Below are 23,694 nucleotides of genomic sequence, written 5' to 3' on the forward strand. Positions count from 1 at the left end.
GTGGTGAGAGCCGTCGACGTGCTCCGAGGGCGGGGTATGAGAGTAGGTCTGTTTCTGGACCTCGCGGGGAGGTGTCATCTCGCCGCCGGGTGGACCGTGATGTGCGCGGTGGTGGCCGTCGTGCAGGGCGTCCCGTTGCGACGAGCGCGCGAAAGGTTCCACAGAAAGACGCGTCGTCGCGTACGGGCCGTCCATGGTATATTGACGTTCCGATCATCATTGCTATCGCTCTCGTGGTGACTATTGCTTTTCAAGCTATCATCGGGCGGGTTTATGTCATCCCCTCAGAGTCTATGGAGCCCACCCTGCATGGGTGCACGAACTGTAAGAATGATCGAATCTTTGTGAATAAGATGATCTACCATTTTAAGGATCCTAAGCCAGGTGATGTTGTGGTCTTTAAAGGACCGGATTCCTGGGATAAAGCGTATACAGCAAGAAGATCCAGTAATGGTGTGGTCCGGGGTCTTCAGAATCTAGGGTCTTACATGGGGTTGGTTGCCCCGGATGAGAATGATCTTGTGAAACGCGTTATTGCAACCGGTGGACAAACGGTGGAATGTTTGCCAGGTGATGATGGTGTGAAAGTGAATGGGAGGAGAATCGATAGCTCATATATCTTGAACCCTCCTGCTCGCACGGTTGATACGCGGGGAGGTTCGGCAGCGTGTGGTGGTGAGTTTTTTGGCCCAGTGAAGGTGCCGAAGGGCCATCTGTGGGTCATGGGAGATAACCGAACGAATTCACGAGATTCTCGGTATCATCTCGGGGATCAGGATCAGGGAACTGTTCCTGTCGACAATGTCATTGGCCGTGTCGATGGACGTATTTTGCCGCTGAATCGAATAGGGGCTGTGACACATCCTGATATTCAGTAGGGGGTAGTTGTGGTGGGGACTGTACGGGGTGGCAGTAGATTGTCTAGGGGACATTCATCGGCGTTTATCAACGTGAAGGCGTGTATGGATGAATGTGGAACAGGTAGTCTCACGCCTCTTCGTGTCCGACGGATGCCACATGCGCGCACATATGAGCACGCTTTAGTCAAAGCTGGTTTAGGTCCTGTTGCGGGTGTCGATGAAGCTGGACGAGGTGCGTGTTGTGGGCCGATGGCTATCGCTGCGTGCATATTGCCGTCGAGACCTATTCTGGGACTCGACCAGTTGACGGATTCGAAGAAATTGTCTGAGCGTACACGGGAAAAACTGTTTCCGATCATTCAGCAGTATGCTGAATCATGGTCAGTTATTCTTATCCCACCTGCTGATATTGATGCTTATGGAATTCACGTTATGAATATCACCGGGATGCGTCGTGCGGTAGGAACCTTGGAGCAACATCCCCGCTATGTTCTCACTGATGCGATGCGTGTCGATGGATTGACTCAGCCACATCTTCCGATTATTGGTGGCGACTCCTCAGCGCGGTGTATCGCCGCGGCGAGTGTGTTGGCTAAAGTAACTCGGGATCGTTACATGTGTGAGCTTGCTCAGCAATATTCCGAGTATGGCTTTGACAAACACAAAGGATACGGTACCCGGCAACACATGGATGCGGTGCGCCTCCATGGGGGAACAGTCGAGCATCGTTACACTTATCGCAATGTGATGGAAGCGATCGCTGTGTATCACGCTAAGCGTTCGAGCTAATCGTTTGCCCTTATGAAAATGTCCTAATGTATTTTGTTTCATGTTCGAATCTGTTGTGGAGGATTGAGTTTCAGTGAGCTCTGAGGATCTTGAAAACTTTGAGGCGGACGTTGAATTGTCCATGTATCGCGAATATCGCGATGTAGTGAGCCAGTTTTCATACGTTGTGGAGACAGAACGCCGTTTCTACCTAGCTAATGCTGTTGAGCTCATACCTAACAACTCGAATGGGGAAGTCTACTTCGAGGTTCGTATGTCGGATGCCTGGGTATGGGATATGTATCGTCCAGCCCGATTCGTGAAGTACGTTCGCGTGATCACGTTCAAGGACGTCAATATCGAAGAATTGGATAAGCCTGATATCCAGCTCCCGGATTAGCTGACCGTGGGATCCACTTGATTCAGGTTAGGCGGGGCTGGTGCCATCGATGATGTGTTATCCACAGCATAGAAGTTATCCCCAGTGTGCGCAGTAGTCGTCATGACGATTCACCGCCACTGGGGATTTCTATGCGATGGTGTGCTCTGTGTTGAGTAAATGGAGGCCAGTGGGTCTGGGTGGTGGCTGTGTGGACTAGCAAGAGGACAACTACACGCCTGAGACTTGATAACACCACGATGGGGATGGTGAGCGCCGCATGTTCTCCTCAGCAACTAGGAAAGTGGGGCGAGGATCGCGCGGCAGAATGGCTCAGTGACCATGGGTTCACTATCGTGGAAAGAAATTGGCGGTTTCAGGGCGGTGAACTAGATATCATCGCCACCACCGAACTGCGCGATTGCGAGCCGGTTGACGGGGCCCTTGGTAAGGCAGGTGGCTCCAGCGTGTCGGCCGTACTTCGTGATAGACAACGGGACTCCCGTGTTGCCTGTGTCGTTGTCGAGGTGAAAACACGCCGGACTCAACTATTCGGGGGCGGGATCGAAGCGATTACACGGAGGAAACAGCGGACGCTTCGCCGCGGCATGGGGGAGTGGCTTCGTGCTCATCCCCGGATGTATTCGCAGGTGATTCGTATTGACCTCATTGATATAGCTGTTGATGTCCCTCGTGCTTGTGTCCTTGAGCACTTTGAAGAGGTGGCGTGATGAGTGTCGGGCGTACGTATTCGGTGGCTCTCCACGGCATTTCCGGGATTCCAATCTCAATTGAAGCAGACTCTGGCCCTGGTCTACCGGGGATGAGTGTGGTTGGGCTCGGGGACACGGCAGTCTCGGAGGCTCGTGATCGTATTCGGTCAGCGGCTCGAAATTCTGGTCTCCAGTGGCCACGGACAAAAATCGTGGTCAGTCTGTCTCCAGCATCGTTACCGAAGAAAGGGTCGGGTTATGATCTTGCGTTGGTGATGGCAGTTTTAGCGTCGAATCGTTCGGAGACATCCGAGCCTGAGGTGGCCCGGCGCCTTGGTTCGACGGTATTTCTTGGTGAGCTTGGCTTAACTGGTGATGTACGGCCGATTGCGGGTGTTCTTCCCGCTGTCATCGCTGCCCGCGATCAGGGGATGACGGCAGCGGTTGTTCCTGCAGAGAATGCACCGGAGGCATCGTTGGTGTCGGGTATCACAGTATGGTCAGCAACATCGTTGCGGGCAGCGTGGATATGGGCATGTACGGGTAATGCTGTGTGGGGATCGGACGAGTCCGAGGCTCCTGGGTGTGTTCCCTGTGATCATCAGCCTTTGGCGTCAGTGTCGGTGGGATGTGACGATCACCGTGACATGTCAGACGTGATTGGGCAAGAAGTTGCTCGGCGAGGTATCGAAATTGCTGCAGCAGGGGGTCACCATATGCTTCTCATTGGGCCACCTGGTTCAGGAAAATCAATGCTCGCTTCGCGGGTTCCCACTGTCCTGCCCCCGTTGACTGAACAGGAGTGTCTTGAAGTTACGGCAATTCATTCATTGGCTTCGGAAACCGCCACCGATGTTATAAGGCAACCACCTTTTGTTGATCCTCACTATTCGATTTCAATACCCGCGTTGATTGGAGGTGGAGCAGGAAGTCCGCGACCAGGTGCGATTAGCCGTGCCCATCGCGGTGTCCTTTTCCTGGATGAAGTCGGGGAGATGAAGGCTCGTGTCCTTGATTCTCTTCGTACACCACTTGAACAGCGATGTGTTCGCATAGCTCGCAACCGCTCGTCTGTCGTCTACCCATCCGATTTTCAGCTGATTATGGCGGCGAATCCATGTCCATGTGGTGCACCGACACCCCAGGAATGCCGGTGTACCGGGCGGAGCCGTTCGACGTATCTATCTGGCCTCTCAGGCCCGCTTCTCGACCGGATTGATATCGCTGTCACCACCGTTCCCAATCGGGCAACCGTGTCCTCGACACAACGTGGGGAATCGTCTCAGTCTATGAGACAGCGCATATGCCGTGCCCACGCGCGAGCTAGGCGCCGGTGGAGTGCATGTGGAATCGGGCCAATCACAAACGCACGTGTCCCGGGCACCTGGCTTCGAACGTGGTTGAGCGCAACCCCGGATATCGCAACCTATGTGGATCATCTCTTGCGGACTGATTCGGTGAGTCAACGCGGCGTCGACAGACTATGCCGAGTTGCCTTCACCATTGCAGATCTCGACGCTGCCGTATACGAAAAAACACCATTCGATGAGAAGGATAGAACCGAGCTCGCACATCTTACGCTCGACCACATCGACGAAGCACGAGTACTCTACGAGGGAGTTGACAACGTTGGACGATAAGTCACACCATGAGGCAATTTCTCGTAGACACGTACCGGAGTTGATCCATCCACCTACGTTCTGCGACACCTCCGAATTCACTGCACGTCACCAAGCATGGGCTTACCTCAATCGTGTCGTCGAAGGGCCTAACGTCCACATGTTGGCGCTCCTGTGGGACAAAGACACACCGGACCCTATCGCGGCTGCAGAGCGCATCATCCGCCGCGACCCCACCTTGCCGCCTGAGGTACTGCGGGCAACACAGTCACGATACGAGTGGTTTCAGCCCTTGGCTGATCTCCAGACCGCAGCCTCCGTCGACGCGCGCCTCATCACCCCGGACGATGATGCTTGGCCTGGCCCTATGCTTGCCGAATCTTTTCATGCGTCACGGACCGGAGATGGACCAAAGTCTCACTGTGATGACGCCATCCCACCTCATGGGTTATGGGTAAAAGGAAGTAACATTCGATCATTGACAGAAAAAGCAATCACTATTGTCGGAACAAGAGCCTTTACGCGATATGGCTATTCCATCGCCGCTGATATTAGTGCCGAGTGTGCCGCCCACGGATGGACCGTGGTATCGGGCGGAGCCCTGGGGATTGACATTAGTGCCCACCGAGGAGCACTCGCCGCAGGCCACGCCACCATCGCTGTTATTGCCAATGGTATTGACATCGCCTACCCCGCCGCCCACCGAAAGGACTTCGACGACATATCTCATGCTGGAGCGGTGATTACCGAGTATCCACCGGGTACACGGCCAGCCCGTCATCGTTTCTTGACGAGAAACCGACTTTCCGCGGCTTTGGGTGATGGCGTTATTGTTATTGAAGCCGGCTATCGATCCGGAGCCCTCAACACAGTGAGCTGGGCGGAAACAATGAACAAACGAATATTTGCCTTGCCCGGTCCGGTGACATCACGGTCGTCACACGGTTGTCACAGACTCATTCGCGATGGTAGAGCAGAACTCATTGAAAGCGGGGCGGACCTCATCGAATCACTCAGCCCTCTAGGCTTAGTTGACAGTGACGTCGAATTGCAGATGAAATTTCCTCCACGCCCCGTCCAACGTCTAGAGCGCTCATCTCTTCGTGTTTTCGATGCCGTCAGCGACCAAGGATCCCACGCTACTGCTATCGCAGCATCTGCTGGGCTCCCTCTTGCACAGACTATGTCGATTTTGTGTGAGCTCAAAACAAAAGGGTTCATTAACCGCGTCGGAAATCTGTGGGAGCGTGACATCGCGGCAAACTAGGTTACCCTTGAGGATGCTGCACCTTTCTGTGGGCGGTGAGGCTAGACTTGGTAAACATGGCTGGAACTGTGCATACCCCCCATGATGATGGTTCGCCGGAAGACCATCGTGCTGTTGAGGCTGCGGAGTCTCGAGCCATCCGTCCAGAACTACTGGATTCTGGCGTTTCACCACAGTGGGACGCAATCATCGAGGATTACTTGAATTTTCTGCAATTCACCAAGGGGCGCAGCAGCAATACGATCAAGGCATATCGTAATGATCTTCACTCACTTGTAGCTGGCCTTACCACTGTCGAACAGCTATCACTTCACCACATTCGAGGCTGGCAGGCCGCAGCACTACGCAGTGGTCATGCACGGTCGAGTTTGGCGCGGCGAGCGTCCGCTGCAAAGAACTTCGGTCGATGGCTGACACGGCGAGGAATTATGAGTAATGATCCAGCATCACGACTGGTATCACCTCGCCCAGATCGGATCCTTCCCCGGGTGTTGACATCTGATCAGACGGCAGAGATCATCCACAACCTGGAAATTGGTGCAGAGCAAGATGATCCCATTGCTCTTCGTGATTGGACGATAATTGAGTTTTTTTATGCGACGGGTATCCGGGTTTCTGAGCTTTGCCGGCTCAATGTTGACGATGTTAACTTAGGTCGGAGGACAGCAAATATTCTGGGTAAGGGGGATAAACAACGTGTTGTCCCTTTCGGCAACTCGGCCGCACGTGCGATCGATCGTTGGCTCACCCACGGACGGCCATCGATTCTTAGTGGTCGCAGCCGGACCGACACTGATCATGCACTATTTCTCGGGGTACGAGGAAAGCGCATTAACCCTCGCCAAGTGAGAACCATTGTTCATCAGGCGACGTCGACTGTTGTCGGCGGTGATGTATCTCCGCACGCATTGAGGCATAGTGCAGCAACAGATGTTCTGGAGGGGGGAGCAGACCTTCGTATAGTTCAGGAACTCTTGGGACATTCCTCGTTGGCGACAACCCAGATATACACCCACGTTGACTCTGCACGGTTGAAAGCAGTATTCAATCACGCTCATCCTCGAGCGTGACTATAGGATACTGGGCTTATACAGGTTTGAGGCGGATCTCGGCATGGCCGAGCAGTGTTAACGGATCAATGTAGTTCTCTCCGATTTTCGCTCCCCATCCAAGCCCGGGCCCATGAGTTGCTTCATTTTCGGGTGCTAGAATGCCGAGGATTTCTCCTCGGCGGATTCTATCGCCACGGGAAAGTCGAGTGAGGACGGGATCATACGTTGTGCGAACGCCGTCTGCGTGGTCAACTGATATCACCGGCCTACCACCAACGTTTCCAGCGAAAGCAACGATTCCACTCATTGACGCCCGAATTTCCGTGCCTGGAGTGGCCTCTAGATCGACACCCCGGTGCCCTGGAAGCCACGGGCGTGGTGGGGCTTCAAAAGGTCTGCTTACCTTGGATAGAACGGGTAATCGGTGTCGTCGAGTCAGCGTGGGAGTTCTGTGGTGATCCAGGCGGGGAGGTGACGTTGTGACGCCATGTGGTGATGTGGTGGCACCATCACCTGGAGTGAGTGTATGTCCTGTGAATTCCGGCGTCTGCGGCGGAATGAGAATGAGTCCCATCAGCCACACCACAGTGATCACGATGAGTACTCTGCTCATCGGTCTACTGTCATTTCGGTGGTCGTGAAGTGGATCTATGTTTCTCATATGGGACAGTGTGTTCGATCCCTTAAACACAGTGAGGTCATTGGGACGATTTCACGCCTACCGTTGTGGATAACTATCGATGTGTGGACGGCCCCATCTGGCCACATCGGTAGCCTGGAAGGGGAACATGATGACAGGGCATTGGAGAATTTTTCTTTAATGATGATTTGGGTTTCAGCGGTCTGTTGTGCTGTGGGCCGAGTTGCTCATGCTGTATACCCGGACGACTTGGGAAAATATGGCGTAGACAGTACAGTTATCTACTGCAATGCGTCAGCGTATGGGGTTATGAGGATTGTTGATGGGTACAGCGGTATCCAGTGATCTCAACGCCGCCGTCGTGATAGATGGATGGTGTATCGTCCTCATGGCTTTGTCGCATGACCATTGACTTCGCGTGACCATCGCGCCCATGTTTTTGACTGAGTATTGCCATCCAGGGAGCCCGCTCATATTGACGGTCTGCATAATCGCGGCTGGCCAACAGGAAGAAAAACTTGGGTGAGGGTGTGAATAGTGGTCTTGGGAACCGGGCGACACGTGGCGGCGGATTGCAGAACGGATTTGCTGCAGGGTTTGATTCTGGCTTCTGAGTATTCAGACCTGATGGCACCAGGGTGTGGAGGAAATCCACACACTTCAGCTGATCAAGCTGACTATGTTAAGAAATAACCACTACGTCCGAGCAGAAAGCGAGGAGGGGAGCAGGACCGCTGTGTTTCTGTGCCAAGAACAGTGATTAACGGTTCGAGGGTTCAGTAAGCACCGAAGCGTTCCGCACGTGCTTCCCAAGAAAATATGGCTGTTGTAACCATGCGTCAGCTCCTTGACGCCGGTGTCCATTTCGGTCACCAGACCCGTCGTTGGAACCCGAAGATGAAGCGCTACATCATCACGGACCGTAACGGCATCTACATTATCGATCTTCAGCAAACCCTGACGTATATCGATTCTGCGTACGAATTCGTGAAAGAAACCGTCGCCCACGGCGGGAACATTCTCTTCGTTGGTACCAAGAAGCAAGCCCAGGAAGCAGTTGCTACTGAGGCTGAGCGTGTTGGTATGCCGTATGTGAATCACCGGTGGTTGGGCGGTATGCTCACGAACTTCCAGACTGTCCATAAGCGTTTGTCCCGTTTGAAGGAACTTCAGGCGATGGATGCGGCGGAAGATGGCTACGAAGGTCGCACCAAGAAGGAAGTTTTGATGCTCACTCGCGAGCGCACCAAGCTTGAGCGCGTCCTCGGTGGCATCTCTGACATGAGCAAGGTTCCCTCCGCGATCTGGATCGTGGATACGAACAAGGAGCATATTGCTGTCTCGGAGGCTCAAAAGCTCAACATTCCGGTTGTGGCTATTCTGGACACCAACTGTGATCCCGACGTTGTTGACTATCCGATCCCGGGCAACGACGACGCAATTCGTTCGGCTGCGCTGCTGACCGGCGTTATTGCTTCTGCTGTGGAAGAGGGTAAAAAAGCTCGTGCTGAGCGTGCACAGGCGGAAGCTAAAGCTGCAGCAGGCGACAGCGAAGCCCCTGTGTCCTCTGAGGGTGAGGCCAGCGATGCAGCTTCTGAGAATGCTTCTGAAGTAACTGAGAAGACTGCTGCGTCTGGTGACGAGGCCGCTGAATCATCTGAAACTGAGTCCAAGTAAGACCCGTTTTCACCAATTGTAAGGAGAATCGCTGATGGCGAATTACACCGCAGCTGATGTTAAGAAGCTCCGTGAGATCACTGGCGCCGGTATGATGTCCTGCAAGAAGGCTCTCGAAGAAGCCAACGGCGACTTCGATAAGGCCGTGGAGTTCCTCCGCATCAAGGGTGCGAAAGATGTCGGTAAGCGCGCTGAGCGTACTGCTGCTGAAGGTCTGATTGCCGTTTCTGGTAACACCATGATCGAGGTCAACTCTGAGACAGATTTCGTTGCTAAGAACGCCGAATTCAAAGAGTTTGCCGACAAAGTTGCGAAGGCAGCTGGTGAAGTGAAAGCGAACTCTGCTGAGGAGTTGGCTTCCGTTACTGTCGATGGAGCCCGTGCAGAAGATGCTTTGCAGGAGTTTTCAGCGAAGATTGGCGAAAAACTGGCGCTGCGTCGTGCTACTACCATCGAGGGTGACAACGTTGCTGTGTACCTACACCACCGTTCTGCAGACCTTCCGCCGGCTGTCGGTGTGCTCGTTGCTTACGAGGGTGACGGTGACGCTGCGAAGCAGGCTGCTCACAGTGCAGCTATGCAGGTCGCTGCCCTGAAGGCAACGTATTTGACTCGTGAGGACGTTCCCGCCGATGTTGTCGAGAAAGAGCGTTCTATCGCTGAGGCTACTTCTCGTGAAGAGGGGAAGCCAGAAAAGGCTCTTCCGAAGATTGTGGAAGGTCGCCTGAATGGCTTCTTCAAGGACGTTGTTTTGTTGGAACAACCGTCGGTTGCTGACAGCAAGAAGACTGTTAAACAGCTGATGGATGAAGCGGGTGTGACGCTTACTGGCTTCCGTCGTTACGAGGTTGGCCAGCACTAATCTAGTCATTGCCGCTCTATATGGAGGGGTACGTGTTACCGGCGTACCTTCCATGGTGTCGTAGCCTCGCCCCTTTACGTCGGTTGTGAACTGGCGTCAGGGAGCGGGGCTATTTTTGTGCTCGTGCCCATTCGGCGAGGGTACAACGACGCCCATATCGAGTCATACTCATGTTCGTATGCGGCATGCTGGTCATCGGGTTGTGTTCTTATCCGCGGTGGCAGGTAGAATGTTACGAGAAAAACCGAACGGGTACCTCCTGGTCCTTTTGCTACTCACAGCAACCTAAAGCCGGTAGGGTCGCGAGCTCAATTTTATGAGGAGACAACCAGAATGGCGCAGAACGACGCCCCCCTTTCATCTGTAGACGGTCCTCAACGGTCACCGTACAAGAGGGTCATGTTGAAGTTGGGTGGTGAAATGTTCGGTGGCGGTAAAGTTGGAGTGGATCCTGATGTCATCGACAATGTCGCTCGCCAGATTGCTGAGGTTGCTCGCAATGGTGTCGAGATTTGCGTCGTTATTGGTGGTGGCAACTTTTTCCGGGGGGCACAGTTGTCGCAGCGGGGAATGGACCGCTCTCGTTCTGATTATATGGGGATGCTGGGCACGGTCATGAATTGTCTTGCTCTGCAGGATTTTTTGGAAAAGCATGGCATTGAGACCCGCGTCCAGACCGCTATCAACATGGCGCAGGTTGCGGAACCGTATCTTCCTTTGCGTGCCAGTCGTCACCTCGAAAAAGGGCGTGTTGTGATCTTCGGCGCTGGTATGGGCATGCCATACTTCTCGACGGACACCACTGCAGCCCAACGCGCATTGGAAATTGGTTGTGAGGTGCTGTTAATGGCGAAAGCTGTCGATGGTGTGTACGACGATGATCCGCGTACGAATCCTGACGCGACGTTGTACACGGAAGTCACCCCGCGTGAATGCCTCGATAAGAAGCTTAAGGTCGCGGATGCAACCGCGTTTAGTCTTTGTATGGATAACGACATGCCGATTCTCGTCTTCAACCTACTGGTAGACGGCAACATTGCGCGAGCAGTGAGCGGAGAGAATATCGGAACGTTGGTGCGTTCGTCCGAGGACGATTAACCGGGCCAAGGGGCCACTAACTGCCTAATGTTTAACTCAGCCTTCTATTAGATGTGAGGTATTTTTACCATGATTGATGACACACTGCTTGCTTGCGAAGAGCGTATGACCCAGTCGGTCGACTACGTTCGCGAAGATTTGACGACTATCCGCACTGGACGCGCGAATCCGTCAATGTTTAATGGTGTTCAAGCTGAATACTACGGTTCGTTGACGCCAATCACACAGATGGCGACTATTAGCGTTCCCGAACCCCGGATGCTCATCATTAAGCCGTATGAGCCTAGCATCATGGATAGCATTGAGAATGCTATTCGCAATTCGGACTTGGGTGTTAACCCCACTAATGATGGGCAGGTGCTGCGTGTGACTGTTCCTCAGCTCACCGAGGAACGTCGTAAGGAGATGGTCAGGCTTGCCAAGAGTAAGGGGGAAGATGCGCGAATCGCCATCCGTAACATTCGACGCAAGGGAATGGATGAGTTGAAGCGTATCCAAAAGGACGGTGAGGCTGGGGAGGACGAAGTCCAAGCGGCTGAGAAGGAGCTAGACAAGACCACTCAGTCGTATGTATCCCAGGTCGATAAGCTCATTGAGGCGAAAGAAAAAGAATTGATGGAAGTCTAGTACTCTAGTACGTTCGTGAGCTGCCACAGCATGGTCGGATGGTATAGGTGGCGGCGAGGCTGGGTTTTCGGGCGTCAGCTTAAGTGGGCGTGACCGTCGCGTGTGCTGCATGTCAGGCTGCTCCTTGGTGGCCATATATATTTAGGTATATTTGCGGCAATGTCGATGCAGTGTCGCTGATGTTGCACACCTCAAGATAGAAAGCGCGGGAATAGCCGATGACTGTAGATGAGCGCGGTTGTAACGACGCATCCCTTCGACGACCACGAAATAAAGCAGGGCGCAACGTGCCAGTTGCGATTATTGTCGGGGTTATTCTCGGTGCGCTTATTGTCGGGGGTCTGTGTATTCCGAACGCGTGGTATCCGCTCCTGTCGGTGGTAATCGGCCTCGCCACGTGGGAGGTTACGCATCGTCTTAAAGAGCATGACTACGATGTTTCCACGTTGGTGATCCTCATCGGTGGACAGCTTATGCTGTGGTTGTCGTTACCGTGGGGAGCCGAAGGTATGGTGATCGGATACATCGTTTCCGTCGGTGCAATTTTTATTACCCGTCTGTTTAACCGCGGACGATACCAGGCGACGACTAATTACCTTCGGGATATGGCGGTGGCCGTTTTTGTCCTAACCTGGATCTCCTTGTGCGGGACGGCAGCGGCACACTTGAGTTTGTATCATCAGGGTCATGTTCGTGGGTGGGCGCTAATCGTCACCTTTATCTTGTGTGTGGTCGGCAATGATGTGGGGGGGTTCGCAGCCGGCGTGTTCTTTGGGAAACATCCACTTGCCCCTGCGGTCAGTCCCAAGAAGTCTGTCGAGGGTTTTGTGGGGTCTCTGATTCTTGCAGCGACGGTGGGGGCTGTGACGACGTGGCTATTGCTTCAGCGCGCTCCGTGGGAGGGGGTTGTGGTGGGGTTGGTCCTCGCGTGCGCAGCAACGTTGGGTGATTTGGTAGAGTCCCAATTTAAGCGGGAGTTGGGCATCAAGGATATGAGTAGCCTTATTCCTGAGCATGGTGGTCTAATGGACCGTCTCGATAGTTTGCTTCCTGCTGCCGCGATGACGTGGGTGCTTGCGACGTTCATCCAGCTGTAGCGACTAATTTTCGTGGTCGCGGATGTGGCGACGTAGCTGAAGCATCCGAACCGAACCAACAGAGAGCACGATGACTGCTCCGATGACTGCAGCCAGGAGGAAGCCAACTCCGGCGGGGAATGATACTTTCCAGAAGAAGACGGTCAGTGTTACCGGTTCCATATTTTGAATGATGAAGATCAGAAGAAGGATGAGTAAGGCAACTCCGATGCTGAGGGCGACCCATGTGGTACCAGCGAGTGTTTCTTTAACATCAGTTTTTTTCTTTACTGGTCCGGCATGAGTATCAGTGCCTTCACGAGTGACACGGCGGCGCTCTGTATGAGGTTCTCCGTCAGACATGTGTGGGGCGCTGGTGTGCTTATCACTATGCTCGATCTTTTCGACCGTTCCGTGGTGGCGACGTGTAGCGTCTTCGTTGTGTTTGCGTTCGGCCTTTTTTCGTTCACCTTCGGGCGTTGTCCGAACGACGCTGGGTGTCCGTGCTTGACCGTCCTGTGTTCCGTCGAGTCGTCGTTGACTAATCGTATCACTGGACTGGTTCGATTTGGTGTCCTTCGACTTTGATGGTGTACTCATTGCTCCGTAACAATACCTCAACATCGTCGAGTACGTCGGTGTTCTGACGTGTACTCACGTTGACCTTTAGTCCACAATTGGATTCTCTCGTCCTATCGTAGGCAGAATGTATAGCTAATGACAGAATCACACACAGAATTACGAACAGACTTGGGCCTCAAGCCTGTTGAATCTTTGAATCGAGCTGATAACAAGGCGCAGCTACGGTTTACAGCCCCACGCCGGGGTCGGCCGCCGACACATTTTGCAGATCTTTCTCCTGATGAACGGAAGCAAGCCGTGAGGGATCTTGGCTTGCCGGCATTTCGAGCGAATCAGTTAGCCCGGCACTATTATGGGCGTTTTGAAGCTACTCCGGAGACGATGACTGATCTTCCTGTTGCGGCCCGCCAGCCAGTTCAGGATGCGCTTTTTCCTCGGTTGATGATTCCGGTTCGAAATATTTCATGTGACGAGGGAGCCACACGGAAAACCCTGTGGAAGTTGCATGATGGGACGTTGCTTGAGTCTGTCCTGATGCGGTATCCGGGGCGAGCAACGCTGTGTATCTCTTCACAGGCTGGCTGTGGGATGGCTTGTCCTTTTTGTGCCACGGGCCAAGGCGGTTTGCAGCGAAATCTATCCACGGGGGAGATCGTTGATCAGGTGCGCGCTGCTGCAGCTGCGATGCGTAACGGTGATGTGGCTGGGGGCGAAGGCCGGCTGTCCAACATCGTGTTCATGGGAATGGGTGAACCGTTGGCAAACTATAAGCGCGTAGTGAGTGCTGTTCGGCAGATTACAGATCCCTCTCCACAGGGGTTCGGTTTGTCGCAGCGGAACGTGACGGTGTCGTCGGTGGGGCTTGCCCCGGCTATTCGTAGATTTGCCGACGAAGGCTTGTCTGTCACATTGGCCGTGTCGTTGCATACTCCTGACGACGAGCTACGCGATAGTCTCGTGCCTGTGAATAATCGGTGGTCGGTCGATGACGTGTTGGATTCTGCCGCGTATTACGCGGATCGCTCGGGACGCCGTGTTTCTATTGAGTATGCGTTGATCCGTGATGTGAATGACCAAGGGTGGCGGGCAGATTTACTAGGTAAGAAGCTACGGAAGGCCCTTCATTCTAAAGTTCATGTTAATGTGATTCCGCTGAATCCGACCCCGGGCTCCTTGTGGGATGCGTCGACAAAACAACAACAAGATGAATTCGTTCGTCGGGTGAAGGCGCAGGGCGTGGAATGTACTGTTCGGGATACTCGTGGGCAGGAAATCGCGGCGGCATGCGGGCAACTGGCAGCTGAGGGACAGATTGCCTAATTGTCATAAGAGTTGTCAATGGCGCTATCGGCCAAGCCGATAGCGCCATGATAGGTGTTGCGGGTCCGGTTTCCTACAGGTTAATTACTTACCTTCGACCGCGTGTTGTTTATTCAGTGTCGTCGGATCGATGTTGAAAGAGCGTAATTGCGAATCTGTGAGGTTCGAGTACGCTCCGCTCAGTGTCAACTGGTCTGCGGCCCAATCCGGTTCAACGTGATCGGCAGGCTTATTGTGTGCCGTAACTGTGCGAACTTGGTTGAGTTTGGGTTGCAAGGCAATAATGAGCGCGCCGATGAAGCAGAGTGCAGCGGTGACGATGAGGAAGACATCTTCTACGTGTCCCTTATGGTTACCGACGAGCATAAACAAGAGGAGCAGACCACCTACGATGCCGGCAATAACCACAGGACGGCGTCCAAGGTCATGCCATCCCCAATAGGCGGATGGCTCATCTTTTGTAGATACCCCGTTGTACACTTTGTGATTCGTTTCAGACACGAGAACCTCTCCTCTTACCTCTGCCGGAACAATGGCGATCCACGTCCGATACGCCTCCGGTGCTCCTGCCCGGTAATTTTTCACTATTGATGGTCGACGTTTCAGCCACAGTGGTGCCGTCTAGGTTACCCCAATTTAGTCATCATCCATAGCGGGAGAATAACGGACTATCTGTGATTCGCCCGGCGATAGTTCTTGTCTCAGAAAACATCGGCTGGGCTGGGCGTAGCAGCGTTCTTTCGTGGTACCCGGTAGGGTAGGCGATCATGAGTTTCATCGTGGGGCTTGTTCTCTTTGCCATAGGGATCGTTCTGACGATTGCGCTGCATGAGTGCGGGCATATGATTTCTGCGCGTGCTTTCGGGATGCGCGTTCGCCGCTATTTTATCGGTTTCGGTCCAACGCTCGTCTCTTTTCGACGTCGGGAAAAGAAAACCTCCGTGGCCGCTGGTCATCCTTTGATGACAGAATATGGGCTTAAAGCAGTTCCCTTCGGTGGCTTCTGCGATATCGCTGGTATGACAGCGATTGATGAGGTCGCGCCGGACGACGAACCTTTTGCCATGGTTAAACGACCAGCATGGCAGCGCATCATTGTTCTTCTGGGTGGCATCATGATGAACCTGCTCATAGGTATCGTCGTGATGTACTTTGTTGCTGTCGCCTGGGGTTTGCCCAACCCACATGTTGATCTCTCGGCCAAGGTAGGGGCGACGCAGTGTGTGCCGCGTACAGCGTCGGAGGCAGTTTCATCGCACAAAATAGGAGGCCCAGATTGTTCTGGCCGGGGGCCTGCTGGCGACGCCGGTATCCGGCCAGGCGATACCATCGTTAAGGTCGACGGGAAGGATACCCCGAGTTTCTCGACAATGGGCGACGTCGTCCAGAAAGTTGGCCATGATCATAAAGATGATGACCGTGATCCTACTGTTCCAGTAGTTGTGGAACGCGATGGCCGGACTCGAGTGGTTCACGTGACGGTTCAACGTGTTGAACGTCAGTCTAAGGAAGGCGCCACGGTGACAGTCGGTGCTATCGGTATGACGTGGGAACGCCCACACGACATGTATATGAGGTACAACGCGTTTTCTGCCGTGCTTGGCTCTTTGGAATATTCCGGTTACATGATTGGCCAGTCAGTAATTGGCCTGGCTAAGCTGCCTGCTTCTATTCCTGGTGTGGTGGAGTCAATTGCTGGTGGTGAACGTAGCGAGGATTCTCCCATGAGTGTGGTCGGTGCCTCTGTTGCCGGCGGTGATTTGGTTAAACATGATCAGTGGTCTTCTTTCTTCGTTCTGTTGGCCAGCCTGAATTTCTTCCTCGCCCTGTTTAACCTCATTCCGTTGCCTCCGTTGGATGGTGGGCACGTTGCGGTAACTGTGTGGGAAAAAATCCGTGATGCGTTGCGGCGGCTACGTGGCCTCGCGCCATTGGGGCCTGCTGACTACACCAAGTTGATGCCTCTGACCGTCGCAGTTTTCGTTGTTTTGTTCGGTTTTGGCGCTTTGGTCGTTGTCGCTGATGTGGTCAATCCGATCAGGTTATTTGGGTAGTGTCATTGTCTTTTGACGGTTCCACGCCTGTGTGATGTGGTCCAGCCGTAGAGTATGCACCATGCTCAGCACCGTCGCATGGGAGGCCGTGTTCGTGTCACGCTCACTCCGATGGGCGGTAGATGGATTACACAGATGAGGCTGTGGCACGTGTATGTCTCTCTAAGAGTAGGCTAACCACCTGTCATTATCGAGGGATTGAGCCCTGTCGCGCTACCATGTGGGCATGACCAACAATTCGGCGGAGACAGCCCCTCATCCTCAGATGGCGACCTCAGATGGAACGCGTCCACCGCTCGTTCCCGGGCATGCTACTCCCATTCGTCATGTTCCAGCTCATATTCCTCGTCCCGAATACGTCAATAGTGGCCAAGAGCCTCGGGAAGGCATCGGGGAGCCCTTGGTTCAGACTCCTGAGAATATTGAGCATATGCGTGAAGTGGGTGTTATCGCTGCGAACGCCTTGCATAAGGCGGGAGAAGCAGTTCGGCCGGGTGTAACGACAGATGAGTTGGACCGTATCGTTCATGATTACTTTGTTGAGCACGATGCTTATCCATCGTGCCTCCACTACAGGGGCTATCCGAAAGCAAGCTGCATCAGCCTCAACGAGGTTATCTGCCATGGAATCCCAGATACCACCGTGATCCAGGATGGTGACATTGTGAACATTGATGTCACAGCCTATAAGAATGGTGTTCACGGGGACACCAATGCGACGTTTCTCGCCGGACAGGTGTCTGAGGATCATAAGAAGCTGGTTGAGGTCACGAAAGAATGCACCTACCGTGCCATTAAAGCGTGCAAACCAGGGCGGCCTGTGAATATCATTGGTCGTGTTATTGAGTCATATGCTCGTCGTTTTGGCTATGGGGTGGTCCGTGACTTCACAGGGCACGGTATTGGCACCACATTTCATAGTGGCCTGGTGATATTGCACTATGATGCTTCCTGGCCACAAGATATTATGGAGCCGGGGATGACATTTACTATCGAGCCGATGATCACCCAAACAAAGAATCTTGATTATCGAATCTGGGACGATGATTGGACTGCCCAATTGACGCAACCAGGAAATTGGACGGCTCAATTCGAGCACACCCTTGTGATCACCGAAGATGGTGCCGATATTTTGACTCAGCCTGATTTCTCGATTGACGAGTAGATCGCATCATTCAGACGGAAACGCCCAGGCGGAGCGCGGTGGGTGTGTGCACTCACCCCCCGATCCGTGCCAAGGAGCGGGGATTGGTGATGCTGTTATTGTTTCTTTGTCTGTGGCGGGGGGAGTTCTTAGGTGGTGGTGACCACGCTGTGTCGCTCTGCCTTATCGACATCTCCGCATTTGAGCACAATGAGTGCGATCAGTACTGGCGGGAGAACAGCCACGATGTAGACAACACCGAAGGCTCCTCCTGTCGGCAGTGGAACTAAAGTATGGACCAGAGTTGCTGCTGCCACAGTCATCGTCATCCCCGTCATACCAGATACTTGCAGTGCAGAGCCTGTAAATCCAGCTTTATCTGTGGGCGCCAAGCTCAGCGCCGCTGCGTTTATCCGTGGGTAGCTATAGCCAATACCGAACCCACATATTGTCCAGAATGCTGTTATCACAAGCCAATGGGCTCCTAGTGCACTGCTGATGCCAACGCCTAAGGCAGAGGTTCCCATGAAGGCAGCAGAGATCCACAGCGTTGCCGGCAGAGGCTTTGGTTCCCTCTGCGATTGGAGGTGTGAGCCGATAAACCACGTCAGCCCTGTTCCCGTTAACGCCAACCCCGTTAGTGTTGGTGGTAATCCATCACGACGAGCAAGAAGAAGCGGGATTAACGCCTCAAGGCCGAAGAATCCGTCGAAAAGGAAGCGAAGAAGAATTAACGATGGAATGTCGCCAGCGGCGCGGAACGTGCCACTGGGTACTAGAGGCTTGATGGCGACTAACGTCACACCAGTTGCTGCGAGAAACACCATGATTCCCCATAAACCAAAGTTACTAGAGACCGTCAGTGGATAGGACGAGACCGCTACGACCAGCGCTGCGATGAGCATTGTTATGGCGTTCGGGTGTTTAGTGTCAGCAGTGACTGGGGCAGCGGCAGCGGGTAGGAACGGGAAGACAGCGATGGATGCCGCAGCAGAAATGCCAAAGAGCCAATGCCAGCTAAGGCTTTCTGTTATTACGCCGGCCACCCCAGGACCAACGAGTGTGGGAATTACCCATGCTCCAGCAAGAGCAGCGAACATTTTGGTTTGTAGCCGAGCTGGAAATGTGACGGCAATGATGGCATAGATCGCAACAACAACTGCGCCTCCTCCGATTCCTTGAAGGACACGAGAAATCAAAAATATCGTCATTGTGGGGGCAACGACAGACAACAGCAAACCGATCACAAAAATGACACCAGCCCACCGCAACGTCTTCATCGCACCACGAGAATCTGCGAGCATGCCGCCTGCGACCATAGCGAAAATTGATGCAGCCGTGACTGCGGTAAAGGTCAGGGTATACCCTGCTCCCCCTGAAGCGCCTAAGTCGGAGGTAATCGACGGCATCACGGACATCACCGCGGTTTCGTCAAACGCGGCAATGGTGATGAGCGTAATTAATGCAATGGTAAGACTGCGGTAACGGGGGGCAAGAATCCCCTCATGGGCCCCTGGCGAGGAGCCCGTGTGTGGAAATTTTTTTCCAGCCATGGGTTGACTTTGTACCTCTACTCTTTCTTCTTTCGTCGTCTTTTGACGATAGTCAGGATTGTTATGGTTGATCGTCTAGAACAATGACAGCTCGTCGTGGAGTAGCAGAATTTAGGGCGATAATGGTGAGGTGAGCCCTAAGCCGATGAGGGCGTTTTCATTGACTTCTGATAAAGCGGGGTGAATCCAGTATTGTCCTTCAGCGACATCGGACACGCATAGTCCTTGCTCTATCATGGTAATGAACTGGTGGATCAGGGTTGTTGCTTGTGGGCCGATGAGGTGTGCGCCGAGTAGCTTGTGGGTTGTTCTATCAGCGATCAGTTTGACGAATCCGGTGTCATCTTCCATAGCCCAGCCATAGGCGACGTCACCGTAGGCTTGTATTGTGACCGCGATAGTGGTGTTGTTGTCGTTTGCCCAGGTTTGTGCTTCCTGCTCGGTCATGCCCACCGTGGCGATCTGGGGGTGGGTGAATACGCCTGCAGGAACATTCGCGTGGTGAACAGTTTGCTTTCCTGCGTTGGGGCCGTCTTTGACGATGGTGCCCATCTTGGTGAATGTGGTGTTCGGATCGTCGAGTACACCCATGTCTAGGAGAACGTTGTGCTTAACGACTTTCGCTTCATGGTTCGCCACGTGTTTGAGCTGGTGCGGTGATGACACATCGCCGAGTGCCCACACCCGCGGAGCGGTGGTCTCCCCAAAACTATTGACGACGATCCTGCCAGCGTCGTCGAGGTCTACCTCCGCGTCAGTGGCGTTGAGCAGGTCGCCATTGGGAGTTCGGCCCATGGCGACAAGAAGGGCCTCTGCGCTCACTGTTGTGCCGTCATCAAGAGTGAGTGTGAGATTACCAGAGGTCTCGTCGGGGGAGGTGAGCGGGGATGACGTTGGGGCGGCGTCCCCTAGGGTGCGTTCTGCCTTAGTGACAGTCCGTCCAAGGTATGTTCGCCAGCGGTTAGATGCGATTTCGGTGAAGCGTTGTGAAATATCTGTGTCGAGCTTCTTGAGGAGCCGGGAGGATCTGTTGATGACAGTGATCTCGACCCCTAATGCACTGAATACATGAGCGAATTCGGCGGCAATGACGCCGCCGCCGAGGATTATCATAGAACCGGGGAGCTCGGGAATGCGAAGAATGTCTTCGTTGGTGTGGTATGGGACGTCAGATTCCGTGATGACTGGCGGAACGAACGGCCGTGATCCGGCTGCGACGATAACGCGGTCGGCGGTAATGGTGACGGCGGTGTCGCCTTGCCCAGTTTCGAGTGTTCGGGGGCCGATGAAGCGGGAGAATTGGTCGTAGACATCAATTGTTGGGTTCTCATCTCCACGGCGATAGTTCTCGCCGCCGCGTGCAATGGGGTCGATGCGTCGTTCGAAGATACGACGTACGATGGCCGGCCAGTCCACTCCGTCAACGTGGGCGTGGATTCCGAATTTTTCGGATTCACGTGCGGCCTCTGCAATATCGGCGGCGTACACGTACATTTTTGTTGGGATACAGCCGACGTTGAGGCACGTCCCGCCAAATGCGCCCTTCTCGACGATGGCGATACGCGTATCATTGAACTCTGGCCCGGGGATCATATTTCCTGATCCTGTCCCGATAATCATGAGGTCATAGTGACGTCGAGGGGCCTGTGGTCCGTTGTCAGCCAGCGTCGGCGATGAAGACATGGGGTGTCCTTTCTGTGTATTCATTGTTCGTAACGAAATCGTTGGTGATCATGTTCCCATCCGCCACGGTGGTGGGGACATCATGTCCTGCTTCCCCCGTTTAAGGGGGTATCCTTCTACAAATACTTATCAGGCTCCATTTTTGCCATGGTTAGGGCATGCTCAAATTTCACCGGCGAGTAGTCTCAAAGGGCAGGGTGGTTCCGTCGTCGGATCGGCCCTTTGTTCATTGTGGTTGGTCATTGCGAACCACAGGTGCGATTGGCCGTGGGCCGTGTCGCATAGTTATGAAGGACAAGAACGAATAGCAATTCGCCACTCTCACTGGAGTCACGATTGGTCGTGACGTCTCGAAGGATGATGAAAATCGTGTCAGAATCCACTGATCGCGCAGGAAAAGGAACCGATACCGATGTTGTTCTCATCGGTGCTGGGGTTATCAGCGCGACATTAAGTACGATGCTCAAAGAGCTTCAACCTGATTGGGACCAGGTAATTGTGGAGCGCCTTGATGTTCCGGCAGGAGAATCATCGGCACCCTGGAATAACGCTGGTACTGGCCACTCCGCCTTGTGTGAGTTGAACTATACGCACGAGGTCAACGGTGATATTGACATTTCTAAGGCCGTGAGCGTAAATGAGAAATTTCAGATTTCTCGACAATTCTGGAGCTATCTCATTGAAGAGAACAAGCTAGGAAATCCGCGCGAGTTTATTAACAAATGTCCGCACGTGTCATTCGGGCATAGCGGTGAACAGGTTCGCTTTCTCCGGAAGCGTTTTGATGTTCTCAGTAACCATCCACTGTTCCCAGGCATGCATTTCACGGATGACAACGAAGAGTTCGCTGAAAAGCTACCGTTGATGGCTCATGGCCGTGATTACACGGAGCCAGTTGCTATTTCGTGGACGAACGAGGGCACTGATATCAATTTCGGAGCTTTGACCCGTCAATACATCGACTATGTTACCCAGAACGGTGTCGATATTCGGTATGGCAACGAGGTTCAGAATATCTCCCGGGCAGGTTCACATTGGAAGGTGACGACGAAGAACCTTCATACCGGAGATACATCCGTTATTACGACGAACTTTGTCTTTGTCGGTGCTGGTGGAATGGCATTGCCGCTGTTGCAGAAAGCAGGAATTCCAGAAATTAAAGGCTATGGCGGATTCCCGGTCTCTGGTGCGTGGCTGCGGTGTACCAATGAAGATCTGGTCAGGCAGCATTCTGCGAAGGTTTATGGTAAGGCTTCTGTTGGTGCTCCTCCGATGTCTGTGCCGCACCTCGATACGCGTATCATTGATGGTAAACGTGGTCTTCTCTTTGGTCCGTATGCAGGGTGGACCCCGAAATTCCTCAAGAATGGCCACTTCACAGATCTTCCGAGGTCACTGCGTCCCGGTAATATTTTATCTTTGCTTGGGGTCGGACTTCAGGAGTTTGGGTTGACTCGGTATCTTGTCGAAGAAGTCCTGAAAGATCAGACGGCACGTGTGGAATCGCTGCGTGAATATATGCCTTCAGCACGAGCAGAGGATTGGGAACTTGTCACGGCCGGCCAACGGGTGCAGGTGATTAAGCCGATTGGTGCACCGAAGTTTGGTTCGCTTGAGTTCGGCACAGCAGTGATCTCAAGTAATGATGGCTCGATTGCTGGTTTAATGGGGGCTTCTCCCGGTGCCTCGATCGCTCCATCGGCGATGATCGAGCTGCTTGAACGTTGTTTTGGCAGTAAGATGATTGACTGGGCTCCGAAGATTAAGGAGATGGTGCCCTCGTACGGCACGTTGATGTCGCGGCACACAGATCTATTCCAGGAGCAATGGGATCGTTCGCAGAAGGCGCTGGAGTTGGAGTCCTAGCGCCAGAATGAAGCAAGTACGCACAATGGCGACGATAGGCTGACTAAGGTGATGGTCATGACCGAATTGCCGCGAGTGACCGTACAGCCGTTGTCGGCGGGGGCTATCCGATCTCTTCGGGATCAACTTCGTGGAACGGTGGCGCTCGTCGGAGGTGGCCCAGGCGACCCAGGGTTAGTGTCGTACCGTGGCCATCAGTACGTCGGTGCGGCTGAGGTTATTCTTCTCGACCACCTTGCTCCGGACTTATCACCGAGTATTCCGGAGGATTGTGACGTCATCGATGTGGCGAAATTGCCGTATCAAAAAGCTGTTGCTCAGGACACTATTAATTCCATGCTCGTCGAACATGCTCGTGCGGGGAAATTCGTCGTCCGTTTGAAGGGCGGGGATCCATTCGTTTTTGGCCGGGGACTTGAGGAACAGCTCTATTGCGAGAATCACGGGATTCAGGTGATCGTCGTTCCTGGTATTACGAGTCCTATCGCTGTTCCAGAATCTGCTGGGGTTTCGGTGACCCAACGTGGTGTGACTCATGAATTTACGGTGGTTTCAGGGCATGTGCCGCCGGGGCATCCCTCCTCGCTGGTCAACTGGGAGGCGTTGGGGCACATGGCAGGCACTATTTGCCTCATTATGGCTGTGAAACACGGTGGCGCCATAGCTCGTGCCTTGATTGATGCAGGTCGCGATCCAGAAACGCCAGCTCTTATTACTCAGGAAGGGACGACGCCTAACGAACGGTCGATCGCGACGACATTAGCGTCACTGGGGGAGGTCTTGCAGAATGTCGAGCCCCCCGCGGTGATTGTGATCGGTCATGTCGCCGCACCTCGAACAACCTCATGCTAACA

General features: G+C 53.6%; 22 protein-coding genes. 17 read left to right on the top strand and 5 right to left on the bottom strand.

Annotated elements, in window-relative coordinates; all coding sequences use genetic code 11:
- Positions 1-89 precede the first annotated feature (89 nt).
- The 7 genes from lepB to V5S80_RS02445 all read left to right on the top strand — a co-directional run bounded on the left by lepB (position 90) and on the right by V5S80_RS02445 (position 6,676).
- Complete coding sequence (gene lepB, locus V5S80_RS02415; RefSeq protein WP_395169423.1) at positions 90-878, top strand: signal peptidase I; 789 nt, start codon at positions 90-92, stop codon at positions 876-878.
- Positions 879-962: 84 nt separating this feature from the next.
- Positions 963-1,649 (top strand): ribonuclease HII, encoded by a 687-nt coding sequence (locus V5S80_RS02420; protein ID WP_395169424.1) that lies wholly within the window; start codon positions 963-965, stop codon positions 1,647-1,649.
- Positions 1,650-1,722: 73 nt separating this feature from the next.
- Positions 1,723-2,028, top strand: coding sequence for a DUF2469 domain-containing protein (locus tag V5S80_RS02425; RefSeq protein WP_395169142.1), 306 nt, complete (start codon positions 1,723-1,725; stop codon positions 2,026-2,028).
- 239 nt (positions 2,029-2,267) lie between these two features.
- The gene (locus tag V5S80_RS02430) at positions 2,268-2,738 is read left to right on the top strand and encodes a YraN family protein (RefSeq protein WP_395169425.1); all 471 of its coding nucleotides are present in this window, start codon (positions 2,268-2,270) and stop codon (positions 2,736-2,738) included.
- Positions 2,738-4,360, top strand: a complete 1,623-nt coding sequence (locus tag V5S80_RS02435; RefSeq protein ID WP_395169143.1) for a YifB family Mg chelatase-like AAA ATPase — start codon at positions 2,738-2,740, stop codon at positions 4,358-4,360. Before V5S80_RS02430 ends, V5S80_RS02435 begins: the two co-directional genes overlap by 1 nt.
- Complete coding sequence (gene dprA / locus V5S80_RS02440) at positions 4,350-5,606, top strand: DNA-processing protein DprA (RefSeq protein WP_395169144.1); 1,257 nt, start codon at positions 4,350-4,352, stop codon at positions 5,604-5,606. Before V5S80_RS02435 ends, dprA begins: the two co-directional genes overlap by 11 nt.
- A gap of 56 nt (positions 5,607-5,662) precedes the next feature.
- Positions 5,663-6,676: a tyrosine recombinase XerC gene (locus V5S80_RS02445; protein WP_395169145.1), complete on the top strand. Its 1,014-nt coding sequence runs from the start codon at positions 5,663-5,665 to the stop codon at positions 6,674-6,676.
- Positions 6,677-6,692: 16 nt separating this feature from the next.
- Here V5S80_RS02445 and V5S80_RS02450 read toward each other — a convergent pair whose 3' ends face one another.
- Positions 6,693-7,271, bottom strand: coding sequence for a M23 family metallopeptidase (locus tag V5S80_RS02450; RefSeq protein ID WP_395169146.1), 579 nt, complete (start codon positions 7,269-7,271; stop codon positions 6,693-6,695).
- A gap of 846 nt (positions 7,272-8,117) precedes the next feature.
- Here V5S80_RS02450 and rpsB point away from each other — a divergent pair.
- The 5 genes from rpsB to V5S80_RS02475 all read left to right on the top strand — a co-directional run bounded on the left by rpsB (position 8,118) and on the right by V5S80_RS02475 (position 12,659).
- Positions 8,118-8,975 carry a 30S ribosomal protein S2 gene (rpsB, locus tag V5S80_RS02455; protein ID WP_395169147.1) on the top strand — a complete coding sequence of 286 codons (858 nt, stop codon included), beginning with the start codon at positions 8,118-8,120 and terminating at the stop codon, positions 8,973-8,975.
- Between the two features lie 34 nt (positions 8,976-9,009).
- On the top strand, positions 9,010-9,837 hold the full coding sequence (gene tsf / locus V5S80_RS02460) for a translation elongation factor Ts (protein ID WP_395169148.1): 828 nt from the start codon (positions 9,010-9,012) through the stop codon (positions 9,835-9,837).
- Between the two features lie 333 nt (positions 9,838-10,170).
- Positions 10,171-10,935, top strand: a complete 765-nt coding sequence (gene pyrH, locus V5S80_RS02465) for a UMP kinase (RefSeq protein ID WP_395169149.1) — start codon at positions 10,171-10,173, stop codon at positions 10,933-10,935.
- A gap of 69 nt (positions 10,936-11,004) precedes the next feature.
- The gene (frr, locus tag V5S80_RS02470; protein ID WP_395169150.1) at positions 11,005-11,562 is read left to right on the top strand and encodes a ribosome recycling factor; all 558 of its coding nucleotides are present in this window, start codon (positions 11,005-11,007) and stop codon (positions 11,560-11,562) included.
- Between the two features lie 218 nt (positions 11,563-11,780).
- Positions 11,781-12,659, top strand: a complete 879-nt coding sequence (locus V5S80_RS02475; RefSeq protein ID WP_395169151.1) for a phosphatidate cytidylyltransferase — start codon at positions 11,781-11,783, stop codon at positions 12,657-12,659.
- A gap of 3 nt (positions 12,660-12,662) precedes the next feature.
- Here V5S80_RS02475 and V5S80_RS02480 read toward each other — a convergent pair whose 3' ends face one another.
- The gene (locus V5S80_RS02480) at positions 12,663-13,238 is read right to left on the bottom strand and encodes a lipopolysaccharide assembly LapA domain-containing protein (RefSeq protein ID WP_395169152.1); all 576 of its coding nucleotides are present in this window, start codon (positions 13,236-13,238) and stop codon (positions 12,663-12,665) included.
- Positions 13,239-13,355: 117 nt separating this feature from the next.
- Here V5S80_RS02480 and rlmN point away from each other — a divergent pair, with 117 nt between their 5' ends.
- Complete coding sequence (gene rlmN, locus V5S80_RS02485) at positions 13,356-14,540, top strand: 23S rRNA (adenine(2503)-C(2))-methyltransferase RlmN (protein WP_395169153.1); 1,185 nt, start codon at positions 13,356-13,358, stop codon at positions 14,538-14,540.
- An 84-nt stretch (positions 14,541-14,624) separates the two neighbouring features.
- On the opposite strand, the gene V5S80_RS02490 is transcribed toward rlmN, so the two are convergent.
- A complete protein-coding gene (locus V5S80_RS02490) occupies positions 14,625-15,041 on the bottom strand; it encodes a DUF2631 domain-containing protein (protein WP_395169154.1) in 417 nt (138 codons plus the stop codon).
- A gap of 263 nt (positions 15,042-15,304) precedes the next feature.
- On the opposite strand from V5S80_RS02490, the gene V5S80_RS02495 reads away from it, so the two are divergent.
- Entirely contained in the window at positions 15,305-16,594 is a 1,290-nt protein-coding gene (locus V5S80_RS02495; RefSeq protein WP_395169426.1) for a M50 family metallopeptidase, read from the top strand.
- 265 nt (positions 16,595-16,859) lie between these two features.
- Entirely contained in the window at positions 16,860-17,759 is a 900-nt protein-coding gene (gene map / locus V5S80_RS02500) for a type I methionyl aminopeptidase (RefSeq protein ID WP_395169427.1), read from the top strand.
- Between the two features lie 128 nt (positions 17,760-17,887).
- Here the strand turns inward: map and V5S80_RS02505 are convergent, their stop codons facing one another.
- Positions 17,888-19,291 (bottom strand): MFS transporter, encoded by a 1,404-nt coding sequence (locus V5S80_RS02505; RefSeq protein ID WP_395169155.1) that lies wholly within the window; start codon positions 19,289-19,291, stop codon positions 17,888-17,890.
- Between the two features lie 111 nt (positions 19,292-19,402).
- A complete protein-coding gene (mtr, locus tag V5S80_RS02510; RefSeq protein ID WP_395169156.1) occupies positions 19,403-20,974 on the bottom strand; it encodes a mycothione reductase in 1,572 nt (523 codons plus the stop codon).
- A 360-nt stretch (positions 20,975-21,334) separates the two neighbouring features.
- Here mtr and mqo point away from each other — a divergent pair, with 360 nt between their 5' ends.
- Together mqo and cobA are read left to right on the top strand one after the other, a co-directional pair.
- Positions 21,335-22,840 carry a malate dehydrogenase (quinone) gene (gene mqo / locus V5S80_RS02515; protein WP_395169157.1) on the top strand — a complete coding sequence of 502 codons (1,506 nt, stop codon included), beginning with the start codon at positions 21,335-21,337 and terminating at the stop codon, positions 22,838-22,840.
- A gap of 57 nt (positions 22,841-22,897) precedes the next feature.
- Positions 22,898-23,692, top strand: coding sequence for a uroporphyrinogen-III C-methyltransferase (gene cobA / locus V5S80_RS02520; RefSeq protein WP_395169158.1), 795 nt, complete (start codon positions 22,898-22,900; stop codon positions 23,690-23,692).
- The last annotated feature ends 2 nt before the right edge of the window (positions 23,693-23,694 follow it).

Origin of the sequence: Corynebacterium sp. PCR 32, from assembly GCF_037464985.1 — a bacterium.
Lineage (GTDB): Bacteria > Actinomycetota > Actinomycetes > Mycobacteriales > Mycobacteriaceae > Corynebacterium > Corynebacterium kroppenstedtii_D.

Bases quoted from the DNA above. Each gene is read 5' to 3' on its own strand.
- tsf (WP_395169148.1), top strand. From the start codon at position 9,010: ATGGCGAATTACACCGCAGCTGATGTTAAGAAGCTCCGTGAGATCACT.
- map (WP_395169427.1), top strand. From the start codon at position 16,860: ATGGCGACCTCAGATGGAACGCGTCCACCGCTCGTTCCCGGGCATGCT.
- V5S80_RS02505 (WP_395169155.1), bottom strand. From the start codon at position 19,291: ATGGCTGGAAAAAAATTTCCACACACGGGCTCCTCGCCAGGGGCCCAT.
- mtr (WP_395169156.1), bottom strand. From the start codon at position 20,974: ATGTCTTCATCGCCGACGCTGGCTGACAACGGACCACAGGCCCCTCGA.
- rpsB (WP_395169147.1), top strand. From the start codon at position 8,118: ATGGCTGTTGTAACCATGCGTCAGCTCCTTGACGCCGGTGTCCATTTC.
- pyrH (WP_395169149.1), top strand. From the start codon at position 10,171: ATGGCGCAGAACGACGCCCCCCTTTCATCTGTAGACGGTCCTCAACGG.
- mqo (WP_395169157.1), top strand. From the start codon at position 21,335: ATGAAAATCGTGTCAGAATCCACTGATCGCGCAGGAAAAGGAACCGAT.
- V5S80_RS02475 (WP_395169151.1), top strand. From the start codon at position 11,781: ATGACTGTAGATGAGCGCGGTTGTAACGACGCATCCCTTCGACGACCA.
- V5S80_RS02480 (WP_395169152.1), bottom strand. From the start codon at position 13,238: ATGAGTACACCATCAAAGTCGAAGGACACCAAATCGAACCAGTCCAGT.
- V5S80_RS02435 (WP_395169143.1), top strand. From the start codon at position 2,738: ATGAGTGTCGGGCGTACGTATTCGGTGGCTCTCCACGGCATTTCCGGG.
- V5S80_RS02420 (WP_395169424.1), top strand. From the start codon at position 963: ATGGATGAATGTGGAACAGGTAGTCTCACGCCTCTTCGTGTCCGACGG.
- V5S80_RS02445 (WP_395169145.1), top strand. From the start codon at position 5,663: ATGGCTGGAACTGTGCATACCCCCCATGATGATGGTTCGCCGGAAGAC.
- V5S80_RS02450 (WP_395169146.1), bottom strand. From the start codon at position 7,271: ATGAGCAGAGTACTCATCGTGATCACTGTGGTGTGGCTGATGGGACTC.
- frr (WP_395169150.1), top strand. From the start codon at position 11,005: ATGATTGATGACACACTGCTTGCTTGCGAAGAGCGTATGACCCAGTCG.
- cobA (WP_395169158.1), top strand. From the start codon at position 22,898: ATGACCGAATTGCCGCGAGTGACCGTACAGCCGTTGTCGGCGGGGGCT.
- rlmN (WP_395169153.1), top strand. From the start codon at position 13,356: ATGACAGAATCACACACAGAATTACGAACAGACTTGGGCCTCAAGCCT.
- V5S80_RS02430 (WP_395169425.1), top strand. From the start codon at position 2,268: ATGGGGATGGTGAGCGCCGCATGTTCTCCTCAGCAACTAGGAAAGTGG.